Source organism: Variovorax sp. PDC80, assembly GCF_900115375.1.
Lineage (GTDB): Bacteria > Pseudomonadota > Gammaproteobacteria > Burkholderiales > Burkholderiaceae_C > Variovorax.
Genome location: NZ_FOWG01000004.1, coordinates 240647 through 258521, shown reverse-complemented (window position 1 = coordinate 258521; position 17875 = coordinate 240647). Strand labels below are relative to the sequence as shown.

The window sequence follows — 17875 nt, the reverse complement described above, 5'->3', positions numbered from 1 at the left end:
GCGCGATTCTGGGCAGCCCCCAAACCATTGGCAAATGCAAAATATGTCGATCGATTTGAAGAAAAACACAAGATCACGATGCAGCTGCGCCAGCTCCAGCACCTCGTCGCCCTCGCCGAGCAGGGCAGCTTCGGCCGCGCGGCCCAGGCCTCGCACCTCTCGCAGCCCGCGCTCTCGCGCAGCATCGAGGCGCTCGAGGAGGGCCTGCAGGTCCGGCTGATCGACCGCGCCTACGGCACGGTGCGCTTCACGCAGGCCGGCGAGCTGGTGCTGGCGCGCGCCCGCGAACTGCTCATCGACGCGCGCCAGCTCAAGGAGGACGTGCTGCAGCTCGAGGGCCTGGCCGCCGGCAGCCTGCAGGTGGGCCTGGGGCCGTTCGCGGCCGGCATGCTCGGGCGCGCGGCGCTGACCTTGCTGGTGCAGCGCCATCCGCAGCTCTCGGTGCGCACCGAGGTGGCCGACACCGCCACCCTGGCCGAGCGGCTGCACCGGCGCGAGATCGACCTGTTCATCGCCGACACGCGCGACCTCGCGCGCCAGGGCGGCCTCGAGACCATGCGGCTGCCCGACGTGCCGGTCTCGTTCTTCGTGCAGCCGCGCCATCCGCTGCGCAAGCTGGCCTCGGTCACGCTCGAGCAGGCGATGGACTACCCGGTCGCCGGCCCGAAGCTGCCGGCGCGCGTAGCAGCGCAGTTCGAACGCCAGGCGAAGCGCGCCGGCCGCGGCGTGTTCAACCTGGTCTGCGACGACACCGGCACCCTGCGCCATCTCGCGCTCACGGCGCGCGCCGTGGTGCTCGCGCCCGATGCGCCGGCCTTCCGCCACGAGACCCAGCCGCTGGTGCCATTGCCCATCGCGGGCCTCGAAGGCATGCGCACCCACTACGGCCTGGTCACGCTCGCGGGCCGCACGCCCTCGCCGGCCGCGGCGGCCTACACCCGCTTCGTGACCGAGGTGATGTCGGCCGCGCCGGGGGCGGGAAAGACGGGTGCGCCAGAATAGGCCCCTGCCCTCCACCGTTCCCGCTCTTTCGTGACCACCTTGCGCAGCGCCCAGCCGCCCACCTTCTCGTCCGCTGAATTCCGCGCGGCGCTCGGCATGTTCGCCACCGGCGTGACCATCGTCACGGCACGCGCGGCCAACGGCACGCTGGTCGGGCTCACCGCCAATTCCTTCAATTCGGTCTCGCTGTCGCCGCCGCTGGTGCTCTGGAGCCTGTCGCGCAGCGCCGCCTCGATGGCCGCGCTGCGGGCCGGCTCGCACTACACGGTGAACATCCTCGCGGCCAGCCAGAAGACGCTGGCCGAGCGCTTCGCCACCAAGGACATCGACCGCTGGGCCGACGTGGACTTCACCGAGGGCCTGGGCGGCGCGCCGGTGCTCGCGGGCGCCGCGGCGAGCTTCGAGTGCTTCAACCGCAGCCGCTACGACGAGGGCGACCACGTGATCTTCGTCGGCGAGGTGGAGCGCTGCAGCCACGACGCCGGCGCCTCGCCGCTGTTGTTCCACGGCGGCCGCTTCTACACGGAACATCCCTTGTGAAGCACGCGGCGCCGGTGCTCGCCCTGCTGTGCGCCGTGGCCGCGCCGCATGCGGCGAGCGCACAGGACGCCGCCGCGCCGCTCAAGCAGAACTGGTTCGACGATCCCTTCTTCCGCGTCTCGGCCGGACTGCCGGGCTGCCCCGAACCCGAAGGCCCGTTCTACACGGCCGAGGAGCGCCGCATCCAGATCCATTCGCGGCTCGAGCGCGGCACCAGCTGCTGGCTCGCGGGCAAATGCAGCGACAGCAACGCCTACCGCTACGACAAGCCGCTCGCGCCCAAGGTGCGCGCCGCGCTCGAGGCGGTGCCGGGTGTGCGCCGGGGCAGCGTGTGGGTCATGGTGCAGCGGCGCTGGGTCTACCTGCAGGGCTGCGTGCCCTCGCCCGCGCTGGCGCGCCAGCTCGAACGCGCGGCGCGCGCGCTGCCCGACGTCGAGGCAGTGGTGCCCGACCTGATGGTGGGCACGCGCGGCAAGCCGCCGTACCCGGTCGCGGGGCGCTGAAGCCTCGGGGCGGGTCGAGTCAGCGCGGGTCGAGGTGGAGCACGACCACGCCGAGCACGATCATCGCCACGCCGAGGCAGCGCGCGAGCGTGACCGCTTCGCCGAACAGCAAGACGCCGCAGACGGCGATCAGCGCGGTGCCGGCGCCGGCCCAGACCGCATAGGCCAGGCCGACCTCGAGCTGCCGCACCGCCAGCGCCATGAGCCAGATCGCGAGCGCATAGGCCGCCGCCACCACGGCCGAGGGCAGTGCGCGCGTGAAGCCGTCGGCGTGACGCAGCGCGAGGGTTCCGACGACCTCCGCCGCGATGCTGGCCGCGAGCAGCAGCCACGAGAAATTCCGCATGCCCATGCATGCCTCCCGGGCCCCGCATCTATACCGGATGCGGAACCAGGAACGGGAGGGGCGGTACCCGGGAACGAAACCCGGATGGTAGCGGGGAAGCGCCCGCGCGCTAGGATCGTCGGCGCCGCCGCGCGATGCGGGCGGGCCGCCTTGCGAAGAACGAACAACAGATGATCCAGAGAAAAACCCACCTCGACGCGCTCGCCATCGGCCTGCTCGTCGTCTGCTGCGCCTTCTGGGGCCTGCAGCAGATCCTCATCAAGACCACCGTGGCCGAGGTGCCGCCGATGTGGCAGGCCTCGATGCGCATGGCCGGCGCGGTCGTGCTGCTGGGGCTGTGGTGCGCCTGGCGCAAGGTGCCGCTGTTCGAGCGCGACGGCACGCTGCCCGGCGGCCTGCTCGCGGGGCTGCTGTTCGCCGGCGAGTTCGCGGGCATCTACCTGGGCCTGCAACTCACCAGCGCCTCGCGGCTCACGGTGTTCCTCTACACGGCGCCGTTCTGGGTTTCGCTGTTCCTGCCGCGCTGGGTGCCGGCCGAGCGGCTGCGCGGGCTGCAGTGGGCCGGGCTCGCGATCGCCTTCGCGGCCGTGGTGCTGGCCTTCAGCGAAGGCTTCGGCCATACCTCCTCGTCGCAACTGCGCGGCGATGCGCTGGCGCTCGCCGCCGGCATGCTGTGGGGCCTGACCACGCTGACCCTGCGCGCCACCCGGCTCGCCACCGCGAGCGCCGAGAAGACGCTGTTCTACCAAGTTGCCGTCACGGCCGCGGTCTGCCCCGTGATCTCGCTCTTGCTCGGCGAGACCTGGGGCACGCACTACTCGGCCTGGGCCTGGAGCTCGATCGCGCTGCAGACCGTGATCGGCGCCTTCGCGAGCTACCTCGCGTGGATGTGGATGCTGCGCCACTACCCGGCCACGCAGATGTCCTCCTTCACCTTCCTCACGCCGCTGTTCGCGCTGGTGTTCGGCGTGCTGCTGCTGTCCGAGCCGCTCACGCCGCAGCTGGTGGTGGCGCTGGCCGGCGTGGCGGTGGGCATCGTGCTGGTCAATCGCGGCGGCGCGCGCCGCGCCTGAAGGAACGAGCGACATGGCGACATCCACCCGCTTCCAGCCCGTGCTCGACGAGATCGCGGCCGCGATGCAACCGCTGCTGGGCCAGGCCGGCACGGTGGCCAGCTACATCCCGGCGCTCGCGCGCGTCGACGCGCGGCAGTTCGGCATCGCGCTGCGCACCTGCGACGGCGAGGAGGCGGCGGCCGGCGATGCCGACACGCCGTTCTCGATCCAGAGCGTGTCCAAGCTGTTCACGCTCACGCTCGCCATGCAGGCCGTCGGCGACGCGCTGTGGGAGCGCATCGGCCGCGAGCCCTCGGGCAATCCGTTCAACTCGCTGGTGCAGCTCGAGAACGAGCAGGGCAAGCCGCGCAATCCCTTCATCAATGCCGGCGCGATCGCGGTCGCCGACCGGCTCGTGAGCCATGCGCGCACCGAGGGCGGCAGCGCCAAGGCGCGCATCCTCGCGCTCATGGCCAGCCTGGCCGGCGAGCCCGTGGGCTTCGACGAGGAGGTCGCGCGCTCGGAGGCCGAGACCGGCTTTCGCAACGTGGCGCTGGCCAACTTCATGAAGAGCTTCGGCAAGCTCGACAACGACGTGACCGAGGTGCTCGACACCTACTTCCACCAGTGCGCGCTGCGCATGAGCTGCCGCCAGCTCGCGCGCGCCGCCGGCTACCTGTGCCGCGACGGCGCGCACCCGATCGACGGCGAGGCCGCGATCACCAGCGAGCGCCAGACCCGGCGCATCAACGCGCTGATGCTCACCTGCGGCACCTACGACGCCGCGGGCGACGTGGCCTTCTCGATCGGCCTGCCCTGCAAGAGCGGCGTGGGCGGCGGCATCGTGGCCGTGGTACCCGACCGGCTCACGCTCAGCGTGTGGTCGCCCGCGCTCGATGCCACCGGCAACTCGCTGCTGGGCATGAAGGCGCTCGAGATGTTCGTGGCGCGCACCGGGCTGTCGGTGTTCTGAGTTGCTTCAGGCGCCGAGCGCGCGCAGCACGTCGTGGCAGGCGCCCATCGTGTGGTAGTCGGTCTTGCCGGCCGGGCTCTTCTCGTCGCTGAGCTTGCGGTTGTGGCGCGACAGGATGCGAAACCAGGCGCCATGCTCGTGATCGACCATGTGCCGCCAGGCGTAGTCCCAGATCCGGTCGTACCAGTCCCAGTAGCGCGGCTCGCCGGTGCGCACCGCGAGCAGCGCGGCGGCCGCGAAGCTCTCGGCCTGCACCCAGAAGTACTTGTCGCCGTCGTAGAGCGCGCCCGCGGGATCGAAGCCGTAGACCAGGCCACCGAACTCGGCGTCCCAGCCGTGGCGCATCGCCGCCTCGAACAGCGACTGCGCGCGCGGCAGCATCCAGCCCGTCGCCACGCCCCGGCCGGCGAGCAGGCCCTCGAGCTGCAACAGCAGCTTGGCCCACTCGGTCAGGTGGCCGGTCTGGAAGCCCCAGGGCTTGAAGATGTCGGCGCGGTTGCCGCGGTTGTGGTCGGCATCGACCGACCAGTCCTCGTGGAAGTGCTCCCAGACCCTGCCCCCGGTCAGGTCGGCCTGGCGCAGCGCGATCGCCTGCGCCAGCGTCGCCGCGCGGTCCAGGTACTTCGCGTCGCCCGTGGCCTCGAAGGCCGCCATCATCGCCTCGCAGGCATGCATGTTGGCGTTCTGGCCGCGGTAGGGAGACACGGTCCAGTCGGCAGTGGCTTCGTTCGCATAGAGCTGATGGCGCGGCTCCCAGAAATGCCGTTCGAGCAACTGCCAGGTGCTCTCGATGCCCGCGCGTGCCTCGTCCACGCCGGCCATCGCGGCATGCGCATGCGCGAGCAGCACGAAGGCCAGGCCATAGCAGTAGTGGGTGTCGTCGCGCACCTGCGCGCGGCCCTCGTGCCAGTCGAGCTCCCACAGGTAGCCGCCTTGCGGATGCGCATGGGCGCGGTGCAGGAACGCGAGGCCGTGGCGCGTCGCCGCCAGGTGCTCGGGCCGGCCGAAGCGGCGCCAGGCGGTGGCGTTGTTGAAGACGAAGCGCGTGCTGCTCACCAGGTGGCGCGTGCGGCGGTCGTAGACCGTGCCGTCGTCCTTGAAGAAGTGGAAGAAGCCGCCGTGCGGATCGAGGCTGCGGCCGTCGTAGAACGCGAGCGTGTGCTGCACGTGGCCGATCAGGAATTCGGGCGAGCGGAAGTCGGGCATGGCGAGAAGGGCTGGGTTGCGATGGCTGAGCGCGGCACCTCAGGCTATCAGCATCCCGGCCCGATCGTCGAGAAAACGACGCCCTCGCGCAGCGCTCAGGCCAGCGCCGCGCGCGACGCTGCCTGCAGGCAACCCATGCCTTCGAGCGCGGCCTCGACCGCCTCGTCGAGCGGCGTGTGCGGCTCGCGGCCGAGCAGCGCCACCAGCTTCGCGTTGTCCATGGCCACGGGCGTGCGCCACAGGTAGCGCATCTCGCGCAGCTCGCGGAAGGTGGCGACGAAGGGCGAGGCCAGCAGCAGCGGCCACCACGGGAAGGCCGACACGCGCACCTGCGTGCCGGTGCGGCGCGCCACCACGCGCCGGATGGCATCGGCCATGCGCGTGCCGTCGGCATCCCAGTGGCCCGCCATGTGGAAGCTGGCGAAGGGCTCGAGCCGGTCGCGCCGCGCCAGCAGCTCGACCATGGTGCGGGCCACGTCGGGCAGGTACGACCACAGGTGGCCGACGCCGGCGTCGCCGGGATAGCTCACGCCCCTGACCGGCTGCCCCGCCTTCACCAAGCCCTGCGAGAACCAGTTGTTGCCGGCCTTCGGGCCGAAGAAGTCGCCGGCGCGCACGATCAGCACGCGCGCGCCCTCGCGGCTCGCCAGTTCGAGGCGGCGCTCCATCTCGGCCCGGATCGCGCCCTTGCGCGTGGCCGGATGCTGGGGCGCATCCTCGGCCAGCAGCGGGAAGGCGTCGGCGCCGTAGTTGTAGACGTTGCCGGGCAGCACGATGGTCGCGCCCTCGGCCTTGGCGGCGGCGATCGTGTGGTCGAGCATCGGCAGCACCAGCTCCGACCAGCGGCGGTAGCCGGGCGGATTGACCGCATGCACGATGACGGCGCAGCCGCGCGCGGCCTCGCGCACGTCGCGCGCCTCCATCGCGTCGCCGCCCACCCAGTCGATGCCGTCGCGCCGCTCCGACACCGCGCCGCGCTTCATCGCGCGCACCCGCCACCCCGCGTCGCGCAGCTGGCGCGCCATCTCGCCGCCGACGCCACCCGTCGCGCCCAGAACCAGAACCGTGTCGTTGCTTGCCATGAAACATCTCCAGAACAGTGATCGATGGATGAATTCTGGGCAGGCCGGGGTTCAAATGGAATTGCCGAACATGAGCCATCGGCCATACATTTATGTATGACCTGGACCATCAGCTGGGAGCTCTACCGCTCCTTCCTCGGCGTGCTGCGCGAGGGCTCCCTCTCGGGCGCGGCGCGCGCGCTCGGCATCACGCAGCCCACCGTCGGGCGCCACGTCGCGGCGCTCGAGGAGGCGCTCGAGGTGGTGCTCTTCACGCGCTCGCAGGTCGGGCTGCTGCCCACCGAGGTGGCGCTGGCGCTGCGCACGCATGCCGAGGCCATGGAGAGCACGGCCGCCTCGCTGCAGCGCGCGGCCAGCGGCCAGGGCGAAGGCGTGCGCGGCGTGGTGCGGGTGTCGACCAGCGAGGTGGTCGCGGTGGAGGTGCTGCCGCCGATCGTGGCGAGGCTGCGCGAGGCTCATCCCGCGCTCAAGGTCGAGCTGGTGTCGACCAACCGCGTGCAGGACCTGCTGCGGCGCGAGGCCGACATCGCGGTGCGCATGGTGCGCCCGCGCCAGGAGCAGCTGGTGGCGCGCCGCATCGGCGACATCGAACTGGGCTTCCATGCCCATCCCGACTACCTCGCGCGCCACGGCACGCCGCGCACGGCCGAGGAGCTCATGCGCCACACGCTGATCGGCTACGACCAGCCCACGGCCTTCGTGCGCGACGCGATCAAGTCCTTCAAGGGCTTCACGCGCGACGCCTTCTCGCTGCGCACCGACAGCGACCTCGCGCAGATGGCGCTGATACGCGCCGGCGCCGGCATCGGCGTGTGCCAGGTCGCGCTGGCGCGGCGCGGCCCGGCGCTGGTGCGGCTGCTGCCGCGCGCGCTGTCGCTGAAGCTCGAGACCTGGGTCACGATGCACGAGGACCTGCGCGCGAGCCCGCGCTGCCGCGTCACCTTCGACGCGCTGGCCGAGGGGCTGCAGGCCTACATCGCCGGCCAGGGGACAATGGCACGCGCAAGAACCTCCGCCTCCGAATGACCGACACGACCCCGACCACCGAATCCGACGACATCCTCCCGCTGCAACAGGACCGCCTCTGGCGCGACGAGCGCTGGACCGCCCGCATCATCAAGAACGAGGAAGACGACGGCTGGGCCGTCGAGATGACGCGCCATGGCGACCCCGAGCCCGCGCTGGTCGGCCCCTGGACCATGGGCCGCGACAAGAAGAACCCCAAGCCGCTCGACGGCCCCGCCTTCTCCACCTTGGTGAAGACCGCGGCCGAGGTGATCCGCCGCCACGAGCAGCAGCTGCACGCCACGCTCAACCGCAGCGTGACCGTGAGCGCCGGCGACCGGCGCATCCGCGTCACGCTGGCCATCGTGCCCGACGAGGACAACCCCTCGGCCACGCTGAGCGCCTTCGACGAGGCCGACGACAGCGAGCTCGCGCGCGTGAACGTGCCGGCCTCGTTCAAGCTCAGCGCCACCAGCGCCTCGGCCTGGATCGACGCGGACTTCGCCAGGCCGCGCTGACCCCGCGCAAAGCGACCCCAGGCGCGCCTGTGCGCGCAAATAGCACAGTCCCCGCCAGCCCGCCAATCCGCACAACAACGTATTTGCAGACCGGCGCGGGTTGAGAAGAATCCGCCGCAACGAGCAATCGTTACCAGTCATGCGACGCCCGCTGCCAATGCTGCCAGCGAGGTGTCGGGCAACAAGGCCCGAATCGGTTTGAACACCGGTTCGGGCCTTTTTGTTTTTTCGGTCGCAACAGGGCTTTCGTCGAAACGGATGCATGCATCCGCTGGCGGAGCTTTGCCCGAAGCAAAGGCACTGGCGACGAAGCGCCCGTTTGCAGGGCCGCGTGGCGGGAGGAGACACCCCGAGCGCGGTTCCGAAGGTCGGATCTTCCTGACGACTCGCACAACCACAAAGGAATTTGACATGACGAACGCTTTCAACCGCCGCCAGATCGTGAAGACCGGCGGCTCGATGATCGTGCTGGGCGCCGCGGGCGGCATGGCGCCGCTGGCCTTCGCGCAGGACGGCGGCACGGTGAAGCTCGGGCTGCTGCATTCGCTCTCGGGCACGATCGCGATCGCCGAGGCCTCGCTGGTCGACGCCGAGAAGCTCGCGATCGAGGAGATCAACGCCGCCGGCGGCGTGCTCGGCAAGAAGATCGAGGCCGTGGTGGAAGACGGCGCGAGCGAGAACCCGGTGTTCGCCGAGAAGGCGCGCAAGCTGCTCGAGCGCGACAAGGTGGCGGCCATCATCGGCTGCTACACCTCGGCCTCGCGCAAGGCGCTGCTGCCGGTGCTCGCCCAGGCCAAGGGCCTGCTGTTCTACCCCACCTACTACGAGGGCCAGGAGCAGGACAAGCGCGTGTTCTATCCCTCGCAGGAAGCCACGCAGTCGGTGATCGCGGCGGTCGAATGGATGGCGCGCGAGAAGGGCAAGAACTTCTTCCTCGTGGGCTCGGACTACATCTATCCGCGCACCTGCAACAAGATCGCCAAGCCCGCGATCGCCAAGGCCGGCGGCAAGGTGCTCGGCGAGGAATACGCGCCGCTGGGCCACACCGAGTTCTCCTCGATCATCAACAAGATCAAGGCCGCCAAGCCCGACTGCATCTACAGCACGGTGGTCGGCGGCTCGAACGTGGCCTTCTACAAGCAGCTGCGCGCGGCCGGGCTCGACGGCACGAAGCAGGTGCTGCTGTCGACCGTGGTGTCGGAGAACGAGATCGAGGGCATCGGCAAGGACAACGCCGCGGGCTACTACGCCTGCATGGGCTACTTCCAGAGCATCAAGTCGCCGGCCAACGAGAAGTTCGTGAAGGCCTTCAAGGCCAAGTACGGCCAGGACCGCGTGATCGGCGACCCGATGGAGGTGGCCTACAACAGCGTCTACCTCTGGAAGCTGGCGGTGGAGAAGGCCAAGTCCTTCGAGGTCGACAAGGTCACGGCCGCCGCCGCGGGCGTGGAGATCGAGGCGCCCGAGGGCACGGTGCGCGTGCACGCCACCAACCACCACGTGTGGAAGAAGGTGCGCGTGGGCCGCGCGCGGCCCGACGGGCAGTTCGACATCGTCTGGGAATCGCCGCAGCTGGTCGAGCCCAACCCGTTCCCGAAGGTCTGAGCGCGATGAACTTCGACATCGCGGTGATGCAGGTGTTCAACGGCGTGAGCCTGTTCACCATCCTGCTTCTGATGGCGATCGGGCTGGCCATCGTGTTCGGCCTGATGGGCGTCATCAACATGGCGCACGGCGAGCTGATGGCGCTCGGTGCCTACATGACCTACCTGGCGTCGCGCTTCTTCGAGCACTACGCGCCGGGCTTCATGGACCTCTACCTGTTCGCCGCGATTCCGTTCGCGTTCGCCGTGACCTTCGCGTTCGGCTATGTGCTGGAGCGCGGCTTCATCCGCTTCTTCTACGACCGGCCGCTCGACACCCTGCTCGCGACCTGGGGCCTGAGCCTCATGCTGCAGCAGGCCTACCGCTCGCTGTTCGGCGCGCAGGAAGTCAGCGTGCCGCTGGCCTCCTGGCTCGCCGGCGCGTGGGAACCGACGCCGGGCATCCAGCTGCCGCTCACGCGCCTGTTCATCGTGGGGCTCACGGCCATCGTCGCCATCGGCGTCTACCTGCTGCTCTACCGCACCTCCTGGGGCCTGAAGGTGCGCGCGGTGACGCAGAACCGCGCGATCGCGGGCGCGGTCGGCATCGACACGCAGCGCGTCGATGCGCTGACCTTCGCACTGGGCGCGGGCCTGGCGGGCATTGCGGGCGCGGTGTTCACGATGATCGGCTCGACCAACCCCGGCACCGGCCAGCTCTACATCGTCGACTCCTTCATCGTGGTGGTGTTCGGCGGCGTGCAGAGCCTGATCGGCACCGCGCTCTCGGGCTTCGCCATCGCGCAGTCGCAGACCTGGCTCGAGTACCTGATGAGCGGCTCGATGGCCAAGGCCACGATCCTGCTGCTGGTGATCGCGGTGCTCTACGTGCGGCCCAACGGGCTGTTCGCGACCCGCTCGAGGAGCTGAGCGCATGGGCACGAAGCTTTCTCCCCAACGCCGCGGCGACCTCGTCGGGCTGGCGGCCGTGCTGCTGCTGGCCGTGGTGCTGCCGGCCACGCTCGATCCGTTCCGCCTCAACCTCGTGAGCAAGTACCTGGCCTTCGCCTTCGTCGCGATCGGCGTGGTGCTGACCTGGGGCTACGGCGGCGTGCTGAGCCTGGGCCAGGGCCTGTTCTTCGGCCTCGGCGGCTACATGATGGCGATGTTCCTCAAGCTCGAGGCCTCGGCGCCCGAGCTGCCGGACTTCATGGTCTGGAGCAGCGTCGAGCAGTTGCCCTCGTGGTGGATCCCCTTCCACTCGCTGGGCTGGACCCTGGTCGGCATCCTCGCGATCCCCGCCCTGCTCGCCTACGTGTTCTCGTACGCGATCTTCAAGCGGCGCGTGAGCGGCGTGTACTTCGCGATCGTCACGCTGTCGCTCGCGCTCACGCTCACCGTGGTGGTGATCGGCCAGCAGGGCGACACCGGCGGCGCCAACGGCATCACCGACTTCCGCACCCTGCTGGGGTGGGACATCGCGGGCGACGCGGCCAAGCGGACGATGTACTTCATCGAGGTGGCGGCCGTCGCGCTCGCCATGGTGGGCGCGCTGCTGATCGTGCGCAGCCGCTTCGGCAAGATCCTGATCGCCATCCGCGACCGCGAGGACCGCGTGCGCTTCAGCGGCTACAACACGGCGCACATGAAGGCCTTCGTGTTCGCGGTGGCGGCCCTGCTGTCGGCCATCGGCGGCGCCTTCTACAGCCTGCAGGTGGGGCTGATCGCGCCCGGCGTGATCGGCGTGGTGGCCTCGGTCGAGATGGTGATCTACGCGGCCGTGGGCGGGCGGCTCTCGATTCCCGGCGCGGTGATCGGCGCGCTCTTGATCGGCTTCCTCAAGTCCTACCTGTCGGAGACCTTCCCCGAGGGCTGGCTCTACTTCCTCGGCGCGGTCTTCATCCTCGTGGTGTGGGCGATGCCGAACGGCCTGGCGGGCCTGGGCGAGAAGCTGCTGCGCCGCCGCGGCGCGGAGGCCGCGCCATGAACGCGACCCTGGCGATGCCCAACGGCGGCCTGCCGCAGGCGGCCTCGGCCGTGCCGCCCTCGAACGAGCAGATCCTGCGCGTCGAGGACCTCACGGTCTCCTTCGACGGCTTCAAGGCGGTCGACGGCCTGAGCCTCTCGGTCGAGCGCAACGAGCTGCGCGTGATCATCGGCCCGAACGGCGCGGGCAAGACCACGCTGCTCGACATGGTCTGCGGCAAGACCCGGCCCAGCGCGGGCCGGGTGCTGTTCAACGGCCAGGACCTGGGCCGCATGAACGAGCACGAGATCGTGCGCGCCGGCGTGGGCCGCAAGTTCCAGACGCCCTCGGTCTACGAGGACCTCACGGTGCTCGAGAACTTCGAGATCTCGCTGCCGCGCATGCACGGCCTGTGGCAGTCGCTGAGCTTCCGCCGCACCCGCGCGCTGCGCGAGCGCATCGAGGCGATGGCCGCCGAGGTGTTCCTGCTCGAGCGCCTCGACCGCCGCGCGGGCCAGTTGAGCCACGGCCAGAAGCAGTGGCTCGAGATCGGGATGCTGCTGATGCAGGAGCCTGAGCTGCTGCTGCTCGACGAGCCCGTGGCCGGCATGAGCCCGCGCGAGCGCGAGCAGACCGGCGACCTGCTGCGCCGCATCTCGGTGGGCAAGTCGGTGGTGGTGATCGAGCACGACATGGATTTCGTCAAGCGCATCGCGCACCGCGTGACCGTGCTGCACCAGGGCCGGCTGCTCAGCGAGGGCACGGCCGCCGAGGTGCAGGCCGACCCGCGCGTGATCGACGTCTACCTCGGCCATTGAAGGAGCCCACCGCATGCTCGAAGTCTCCGCACTCGATGTCGCCTACGGCGAGTCGCACGTGATCCACGATGTCTCGCTGCGCGTCGCGCCCGACGAGGCGGTCGCCGTCATGGGCCGCAACGGCATGGGCAAGACCACGCTGCTGAAGTCGCTGATCGGCCTCTTGCCCGCGCGCGGCGGCAGCATCCGCCTGAACGGCACCGAGCTCACCCGGCTGCCGAGCCACCAGCGCGTGGCGCAGGGCCTGGCCTTCGTGCCGCAGGGGCGCATGGTGTTCCCGCACCTCACGGTGGAGCAGAACATCCTCTCGGGCGCCGCGCGCTCGGGCCACCGCACGGTGCCCGACTACCTCTACCGCTTCTTCCCGGTGCTGCAGGACATGCGGCTGCGCAAGGCCGGCAACCTCTCGGGCGGCCAGCAGCAGATGCTGGCGATCGCGCGCGCGCTGATCTCCGAGCCCAAGGTGCTGATCCTCGACGAGCCCACCGAGGGCATCCAGCCTTCGATCATCAAGGAGATCGCGCAGACGCTGAACGTGCTGCGCGCCGAGCGCGGCTTCGCGATCGTGGTGTCGGAGCAGGTGCTGAGCTTCGCGCTCGCGCTGGCCGACCGCTTCCTCGTGATCGACCGCGGCCGCCTGGTGCACGACGAGGCGCGCGCCACGCTCGACCAGGACAAGGTCCGCTCTTTCCTCACTGTCTGAACCCCTTCCCTTCCCAACCACCCCTTCAGGAGCAGCGTCATGAGACATGGTGATATTTCGAGCAGCAACGATTGCGTCGGCGTCGCGGTCGTCAACTACAAGATGCCCCGCCTTCACACCAAGGCCGAGGTGCTCGACAACGCGCGCAAGATCGGCGAGATGCTGGTCGGCATGAAGAAAGGCCTGCCGGGCATGGACCTGGTGATCTTTCCCGAGTACTCCACGCACGGGATCATGTACGACGCCAAGGAGATGTACGACACGGCCGCCTCGGTGCCCGGCGAGGAGACCGCGATCTTCGCCGACGCCTGCCGGCGCGCCAACGTCTGGGGCGTGTTCTCGCTGACCGGCGAGCGCCACGAGGAGCATCCGAACAAGGCGCCCTACAACACGCTGATCCTCATGAACAACCAGGGCGAGATCGTCCAGAAGTACAGGAAGATCATGCCGTGGGTGCCGATCGAGGGCTGGTACCCGGGCGACTGCACCTACGTCAGCGAAGGCCCGAAGGGCATGAAGATGAGCCTGATCATCTGCGACGACGGCAACTACCCCGAGATCTGGCGCGACTGCGCGATGCGCGGCGCCGAGCTCATCATTCGCTGCCAGGGCTACATGTACCCGGCCAAGGAACAGCAGATCCTGGTGTCGAAGGCCATGGCCTTCATGAACAACACTTACGTGGCAGTGGCCAACGCGGCCGGCTTCGACGGCGTGTACTCGTACTTCGGCCACTCGGCGCTGATCGGCTTCGACGGCCGCACGCTCGGCGAATGCGGCGAGGAGGAGATGGGCATCAACTACGCCGAGCTCTCGATGAGCCTGATCCGCGACGCGCGGCGCAACGGCCAGTCGCAGAACCACCTGTTCAAGCTGGTGCACCGCGGCTACACCGGCACCATCAACTCGGGCGACGGCGACAAGGGCGTGGCGACCTGCCCCTACAACTTCTACACCCAGTGGATCAACGACCCCGAGGGCACGCGCGAGAGGGTGGAGTCGTTCACGCGCAGCACCGTGGGCACGCCCGAGTGCCCGATCGAGGGGATTCCGAACGAGCCGGCCAAGCACCGCTGAAGCGCCGCCCCATGGATCACCAGATCTTCGAGCTCGGCGACGTCGTGCTGCAGCGGGGCGCCACCCTGCGCGGCGCGAAGCTCGCCTACAAGACCTACGGCACGCTGAATGCCGACAAGAGCAACGTCGTCGTCTACCCGACCTGGTACTCGGGCCAGCACCACGACAACGAGTGGCTGATCGGCGAGGGCATGGCGCTCGACCCGGCGAAGTACTTCATCATCGTGCCCAACATGCTGGGCAACGGCCTGTCGTCCTCGCCGAGCAATACGCCGCCGCCCTACGACCTGGCGCGCTTCCCCCGCGTGACGCTCTACGACAACGTGAGGCTGCAGCACCGGCTGGTGACCGAGCAGTTCGGCATCGAGCGCATCGCGCTGGTGGTGGGCTGGTCGATGGGCGCGCAGCAGACCAACCAGTGGGGCTGCCTCTACCCCGAGATGGTCGAGCGCATCGCGCCCTTCTGCGGCTCGGCCAGGACGGCGCCGCACAACATCGTGTTCCTCGAGGGCGTGAAGGCGGCGCTCACCAGCGACGCGGCCTGGAACGGCGGCTGGTACACGACGCCGCCGACGCGCGGGCTGCGCGCGGTGGGACGCGTCTATGCGGGCTGGGGCCTGTCGCAGCCCTTCTACCGGCAGGAGCTGTGGCGCGAACTGGGCTTCAGCTCGCTCGAGGACTTCCTGGTCGGCTACTGGGAGGGCTTCTTCCTGAAGAAGGATGCGAACAACCTGCTCGCGATGCTGTGGTCGTGGCAGCACGGCGACATCAGCGCCAACCCGGTGTTCGGCGGCGACTTCAAGAAGGCGCTGGGCGCGATCCGCGCACGCGCGATCGTGATGCCGGCCGAGCGCGACCTGTACTTTCCGGCCGCCGACAACGAATGGGAGGTGGCGCAGATGCCGAACGCCGAGTACCGGCCGATCCCGGGCGTGTGGGGCCACTTCGCGGGCGGCGGCAGCAGCCCGGTGGACACCCGCTTCATCGACGACGCCCTGCGGGAACTGCTCGCCACGCCATGAACGCACCCGTGCACGATCCGCTCGCGGCCTGGCGCATCGAGTCCGAGCCCTTCTACCGGCCCGCGGGCAACGAGGTGGCGCTGTACCGGCAGGCCTGGCGCCACCGCATGCCGCTGATCCTCAAGGGGCCGACCGGCTGCGGCAAGACGCGCTTCGTCGAGCACATGGCGTGGTCGCTGGGCCGGCCGTTGGTGACGCTGGCCTGCAACGAGGACATGACGGCCTCCGACCTGGTCGGGCGCTACCTGCTCGACGCCGACGGCACAGCCTGGCACGACGGGCCGCTGACGCTGGCGGTGCGCCATGGCGGCATCTGCTACCTCGACGAGGTGGTGGAGGCGCGACAGGACACGACGGTGGTGATCCATCCGCTGACCGACGCGCGCCGCATCCTGCCGCTCGACAAGAAGGGCGAGCTGGTGCGCGCGCACCCCGACTTCCAGCTCGTGGTGTCGTACAACCCCGGCTACCAGAGCAGCGCCAAGGACCTCAAGCCCTCGACGCGCCAGCGCTTCGCGGCGCTGGAGTTCGACTATCCCGATGGCGCGCTCGAGGCCGAGATCGTGGCGCACGAGGCCGGCATCGACACCGCGCTGGCCGCCAAGCTCGTGGCCGTCGCGCACTGCTCGCGCGAACTCAAGCACCGCGGGCTCGACGAGGGCGTGTCGACGCGCATGCTGATCTACGCGGGCGTGCTGATCCGCGACGGCGTGACGCCGCGCGAGAGCTGCGAGATGACGATGACGCGCGCGCTGACCGACGACCCCGACATGGCGAGCGCGCTGCAGGGCTTCGTCGAAGCCCAGTTCGGATGACGCGCGACACGGGCAGCTTCGCCGCGCTGGGGCTGCTCGCGAGCGGGCTGGCCGGCATGGCGCTCGAGGTGGAGCCGCTGGTGGCCGGCGCGAAGCCGGGCACGCGCGCGGTGCTCGCGGCCGGGCGGCTGCTGGTTCCCGAGGACAGCCCGCCGGCGCTGCGCCGCGCGATGGTCGCGCATGCGGTGGCGCACCTGCGGCATTCGACGCCCGCGCGGCGTGCGAACACGCTGCGGCCGATGGGCATCGCGCTGGTGTCGGCGATCGAGGACGCGCGCGTCGAACGGCTGCTGGTGCGCGACTTTCCCGGCCTGCACCGCTGGTTCGCCGACGCGTTGCCGCCCGAGCCCGATCCGCTCGACCTGCGCTTCGAGGCGCTGCTGCTGCGCATGGACCGGCTGCTGCTGCGGCCCGAGCTGCAGGACGGCAGCCACTGGGTCGAGAAGGCGCGCCGGCTGTTCGAGGACACCGCGGCGCGCGCGGGCCTCGCGGACTACGAGGCCTTCCGCGCGATCGCCTCGATCCTGGCCAACGACCTGGGCCAGATGCGCGTGCGCTTCGAGCCCCAGGGCTACGCGGTGCCCGCGCCCTGGCGCGACGACAACAGCTGGCTCTGGGACTTCGGCGCCGATGCGACGCCGCCACCGCCCGACGAGGCGATCGCGCTGCAGCAGTCGGGCGCGCGCATGCCGCCGCCCTCCGACGCGGGCGATGCGGCCGCCAGCGCGCCACCCGAGTTCGGCGACATGGAGCTGGGCCGCTACACCTATCCCGAATGGGACCGCCGCCTCGAACGCCTGCGCCCCGACTGGTGCACGGTGATCGAGAAGCTTCCCGGGTGGCAAGGCCTGCTGCCAAGCCAGGCACAAGCGGCCCTGCGCGCCGAGAGCCTGCCGCCGCTGGCGCTGCCGCGCGCGCGCCACCTCGACCGCCGGCACCGGCTGCGCCGGCAATGGGAGGGCGACGACATCGACCTCAATGCGGCGATCGAGGTGCTGGTCGACCGGCGCCAGCGGCTTCGCCCCGACGCACGTTTGTTCATGCGCCCCGGCAAGGCGCCGCGGCCGTCGAGCGTGCTGGTGCTGCTCGACCTGTCGGCCTCGGCCAACGATGCGGGCCCTCATGGCCTGTCGCTGCTCGAGATCGAGAAGCAGGCCGCGCTGATGCTCGCCGCCGCGCGGCTGCGCGGCGCGGACCGGCTCGCGGTGCACGGCTTCTCGTCGAACACGCGTGCCGAGGTCTACTACTACCGGCTGCTCGAGTTCGGCCAGCCGCTCTCGCCGCCCGCGCGCGCGACGATCGGCGCGGTGCGCGGGCGCTACTCGACGCGCATGGGCGCGGCGCTGCGGCATGCGGTGGCGCTGCTCGCGGGCGAGCTCGCGGGCCAGCGCGCCATCCTGCTGGTGACCGATGGCGCGCCGGCCGACATCGACGTGCACGATCCCAAGTACCTCGTCGAGGATGCGCGCGAAGCGGTGGCCGAGGCGCGCGGCGCGGGCGTGCGCACCGCCTGCATCGCGGTCGATGCCGCGGCCGACGCCTATGTGCGGCGCATCTTCGGCTGGCGCAACTATTGCATCGCCGACGATGCGCGCAGCCTGCCCGCGCGGCTCGCGCGCATGAGCGCGCGGCTGGCCGCGGCCCACTGACGAAAGCATCGA

General features: G+C 70.2%; 19 protein-coding genes. 16 read left to right on the top strand and 3 right to left on the bottom strand.

Annotated elements, in window-relative coordinates:
• Nucleotides 1-78 precede the first annotated feature (78 nt).
• The 3 genes from BM109_RS14650 to BM109_RS14640 are packed head-to-tail and all read left to right on the top strand — an operon-like array spanning nt 79 to nt 2045.
• Nucleotides 79-1002 (top strand): LysR family transcriptional regulator, encoded by a 924-nt coding sequence (locus tag BM109_RS14650; protein WP_093343816.1) that lies wholly within the window; start codon nt 79-81, stop codon nt 1000-1002.
• Between the two features lie 30 nt (nt 1003-1032).
• Nucleotides 1033-1542 carry a flavin reductase family protein gene (locus tag BM109_RS14645; RefSeq protein ID WP_093343815.1) on the top strand — a complete coding sequence of 170 codons (510 nt, stop codon included), beginning with the start codon at nt 1033-1035 and terminating at the stop codon, nt 1540-1542.
• Nucleotides 1539-2045 carry a BON domain-containing protein gene (locus BM109_RS14640; RefSeq protein WP_093343813.1) on the top strand — a complete coding sequence of 169 codons (507 nt, stop codon included), beginning with the start codon at nt 1539-1541 and terminating at the stop codon, nt 2043-2045. The genes BM109_RS14645 and BM109_RS14640 overlap by 4 nt, the downstream gene beginning before the upstream one ends.
• Before the next feature lie 19 nt (nt 2046-2064).
• Here the strand turns inward: BM109_RS14640 and BM109_RS14635 are convergent, their stop codons facing one another.
• The gene (locus BM109_RS14635) at nt 2065-2397 is read right to left on the bottom strand and encodes a DMT family transporter (RefSeq protein ID WP_093343812.1); all 333 of its coding nucleotides are present in this window, start codon (nt 2395-2397) and stop codon (nt 2065-2067) included.
• Between the two features lie 164 nt (nt 2398-2561).
• Between BM109_RS14635 and BM109_RS14630 the strand changes: the two genes are divergently transcribed.
• Nucleotides 2562-3464 carry a DMT family transporter gene (locus BM109_RS14630; protein ID WP_093344172.1) on the top strand — a complete coding sequence of 301 codons (903 nt, stop codon included), beginning with the start codon at nt 2562-2564 and terminating at the stop codon, nt 3462-3464.
• 13 nt (nt 3465-3477) lie between these two features.
• The gene (locus BM109_RS14625; RefSeq protein ID WP_093343810.1) at nt 3478-4419 is read left to right on the top strand and encodes a glutaminase; all 942 of its coding nucleotides are present in this window, start codon (nt 3478-3480) and stop codon (nt 4417-4419) included.
• 6 nt (nt 4420-4425) lie between these two features.
• On the opposite strand, the gene BM109_RS14620 is transcribed toward BM109_RS14625, so the two are convergent.
• Together BM109_RS14620 and BM109_RS14615 are read right to left on the bottom strand one after the other, a co-directional pair.
• Nucleotides 4426-5625: an AGE family epimerase/isomerase gene (locus BM109_RS14620; protein ID WP_093343808.1), complete on the bottom strand. Its 1200-nt coding sequence runs from the start codon at nt 5623-5625 to the stop codon at nt 4426-4428.
• A gap of 95 nt (nt 5626-5720) precedes the next feature.
• Nucleotides 5721-6707 carry an NAD-dependent epimerase/dehydratase family protein gene (locus BM109_RS14615; RefSeq protein ID WP_093343807.1) on the bottom strand — a complete coding sequence of 329 codons (987 nt, stop codon included), beginning with the start codon at nt 6705-6707 and terminating at the stop codon, nt 5721-5723.
• Between the two features lie 96 nt (nt 6708-6803).
• Here BM109_RS14615 and BM109_RS14610 point away from each other — a divergent pair, with 96 nt between their 5' ends.
• From BM109_RS14610 to BM109_RS14560, 11 genes are all read left to right on the top strand, one after another.
• Nucleotides 6804-7733: a LysR family transcriptional regulator gene (locus BM109_RS14610; RefSeq protein WP_093343806.1), complete on the top strand. Its 930-nt coding sequence runs from the start codon at nt 6804-6806 to the stop codon at nt 7731-7733.
• Entirely contained in the window at nt 7730-8230 is a 501-nt protein-coding gene (locus BM109_RS14605) for a hypothetical protein (RefSeq protein WP_093343804.1), read from the top strand. The genes BM109_RS14610 and BM109_RS14605 overlap by 4 nt, the downstream gene beginning before the upstream one ends.
• Before the next feature lie 411 nt (nt 8231-8641).
• Nucleotides 8642-9835 carry an urea ABC transporter substrate-binding protein gene (gene urtA, locus BM109_RS14600; RefSeq protein ID WP_093343803.1) on the top strand — a complete coding sequence of 398 codons (1194 nt, stop codon included), beginning with the start codon at nt 8642-8644 and terminating at the stop codon, nt 9833-9835.
• 5 nt (nt 9836-9840) lie between these two features.
• On the top strand, nt 9841-10743 hold the full coding sequence (gene urtB / locus BM109_RS14595) for an urea ABC transporter permease subunit UrtB (RefSeq protein WP_093343802.1): 903 nt from the start codon (nt 9841-9843) through the stop codon (nt 10741-10743).
• A gap of 4 nt (nt 10744-10747) precedes the next feature.
• Nucleotides 10748-11800 carry an urea ABC transporter permease subunit UrtC gene (gene urtC, locus BM109_RS14590; RefSeq protein ID WP_093343800.1) on the top strand — a complete coding sequence of 351 codons (1053 nt, stop codon included), beginning with the start codon at nt 10748-10750 and terminating at the stop codon, nt 11798-11800.
• 14 nt (nt 11801-11814) lie between these two features.
• Nucleotides 11815-12597: an urea ABC transporter ATP-binding protein UrtD gene (urtD, locus tag BM109_RS14585; RefSeq protein WP_057592403.1), complete on the top strand. Its 783-nt coding sequence runs from the start codon at nt 11815-11817 to the stop codon at nt 12595-12597.
• Nucleotides 12598-12610: 13 nt separating this feature from the next.
• A complete protein-coding gene (gene urtE, locus BM109_RS14580) occupies nt 12611-13300 on the top strand; it encodes an urea ABC transporter ATP-binding subunit UrtE (RefSeq protein ID WP_057592373.1) in 690 nt (229 codons plus the stop codon).
• Between the two features lie 39 nt (nt 13301-13339).
• A complete protein-coding gene (locus tag BM109_RS14575) occupies nt 13340-14377 on the top strand; it encodes an aliphatic amidase (protein WP_093343797.1) in 1038 nt (345 codons plus the stop codon).
• 11 nt (nt 14378-14388) lie between these two features.
• Nucleotides 14389-15399 (top strand): alpha/beta fold hydrolase, encoded by a 1011-nt coding sequence (locus BM109_RS14570; protein WP_093343795.1) that lies wholly within the window; start codon nt 14389-14391, stop codon nt 15397-15399.
• Nucleotides 15396-16214, top strand: coding sequence for a CbbQ/NirQ/NorQ/GpvN family protein (locus BM109_RS14565; protein ID WP_093343794.1), 819 nt, complete (start codon nt 15396-15398; stop codon nt 16212-16214). Before BM109_RS14570 ends, BM109_RS14565 begins: the two co-directional genes overlap by 4 nt.
• Nucleotides 16211-17863, top strand: a complete 1653-nt coding sequence (locus BM109_RS14560; RefSeq protein WP_143129166.1) for a nitric oxide reductase activation protein NorD — start codon at nt 16211-16213, stop codon at nt 17861-17863. Before BM109_RS14565 ends, BM109_RS14560 begins: the two co-directional genes overlap by 4 nt.
• Nucleotides 17864-17875 lie beyond the last annotated feature (12 nt).

Excerpts from the sequence above, each read along its gene's own strand:
- BM109_RS14650 (WP_093343816.1), top strand. The coding sequence starts at position 79 with ATGCAGCTGCGCCAGCTCCAGCACCTCGTCGCCCTCGCCGAGCAGGGC.
- BM109_RS14635 (WP_093343812.1), bottom strand. The coding sequence starts at position 2,397 with ATGGGCATGCGGAATTTCTCGTGGCTGCTGCTCGCGGCCAGCATCGCG.
- BM109_RS14630 (WP_093344172.1), top strand. The coding sequence starts at position 2,562 with ATGATCCAGAGAAAAACCCACCTCGACGCGCTCGCCATCGGCCTGCTC.
- BM109_RS14625 (WP_093343810.1), top strand. The coding sequence starts at position 3,478 with ATGGCGACATCCACCCGCTTCCAGCCCGTGCTCGACGAGATCGCGGCC.
- BM109_RS14620 (WP_093343808.1), bottom strand. The coding sequence starts at position 5,625 with ATGCCCGACTTCCGCTCGCCCGAATTCCTGATCGGCCACGTGCAGCAC.
- BM109_RS14615 (WP_093343807.1), bottom strand. The coding sequence starts at position 6,707 with ATGGCAAGCAACGACACGGTTCTGGTTCTGGGCGCGACGGGTGGCGTC.
- BM109_RS14610 (WP_093343806.1), top strand. The coding sequence starts at position 6,804 with ATGACCTGGACCATCAGCTGGGAGCTCTACCGCTCCTTCCTCGGCGTG.
- BM109_RS14605 (WP_093343804.1), top strand. The coding sequence starts at position 7,730 with ATGACCGACACGACCCCGACCACCGAATCCGACGACATCCTCCCGCTG.
- urtA (WP_093343803.1), top strand. The coding sequence starts at position 8,642 with ATGACGAACGCTTTCAACCGCCGCCAGATCGTGAAGACCGGCGGCTCG.
- urtB (WP_093343802.1), top strand. The coding sequence starts at position 9,841 with ATGAACTTCGACATCGCGGTGATGCAGGTGTTCAACGGCGTGAGCCTG.
- urtC (WP_093343800.1), top strand. The coding sequence starts at position 10,748 with ATGGGCACGAAGCTTTCTCCCCAACGCCGCGGCGACCTCGTCGGGCTG.
- urtD (WP_057592403.1), top strand. The coding sequence starts at position 11,815 with ATGCCCAACGGCGGCCTGCCGCAGGCGGCCTCGGCCGTGCCGCCCTCG.
- urtE (WP_057592373.1), top strand. The coding sequence starts at position 12,611 with ATGCTCGAAGTCTCCGCACTCGATGTCGCCTACGGCGAGTCGCACGTG.
- BM109_RS14575 (WP_093343797.1), top strand. The coding sequence starts at position 13,340 with ATGAGACATGGTGATATTTCGAGCAGCAACGATTGCGTCGGCGTCGCG.
- BM109_RS14570 (WP_093343795.1), top strand. The coding sequence starts at position 14,389 with ATGGATCACCAGATCTTCGAGCTCGGCGACGTCGTGCTGCAGCGGGGC.
- BM109_RS14565 (WP_093343794.1), top strand. The coding sequence starts at position 15,396 with ATGAACGCACCCGTGCACGATCCGCTCGCGGCCTGGCGCATCGAGTCC.
- BM109_RS14560 (WP_143129166.1), top strand. The coding sequence starts at position 16,211 with ATGACGCGCGACACGGGCAGCTTCGCCGCGCTGGGGCTGCTCGCGAGC.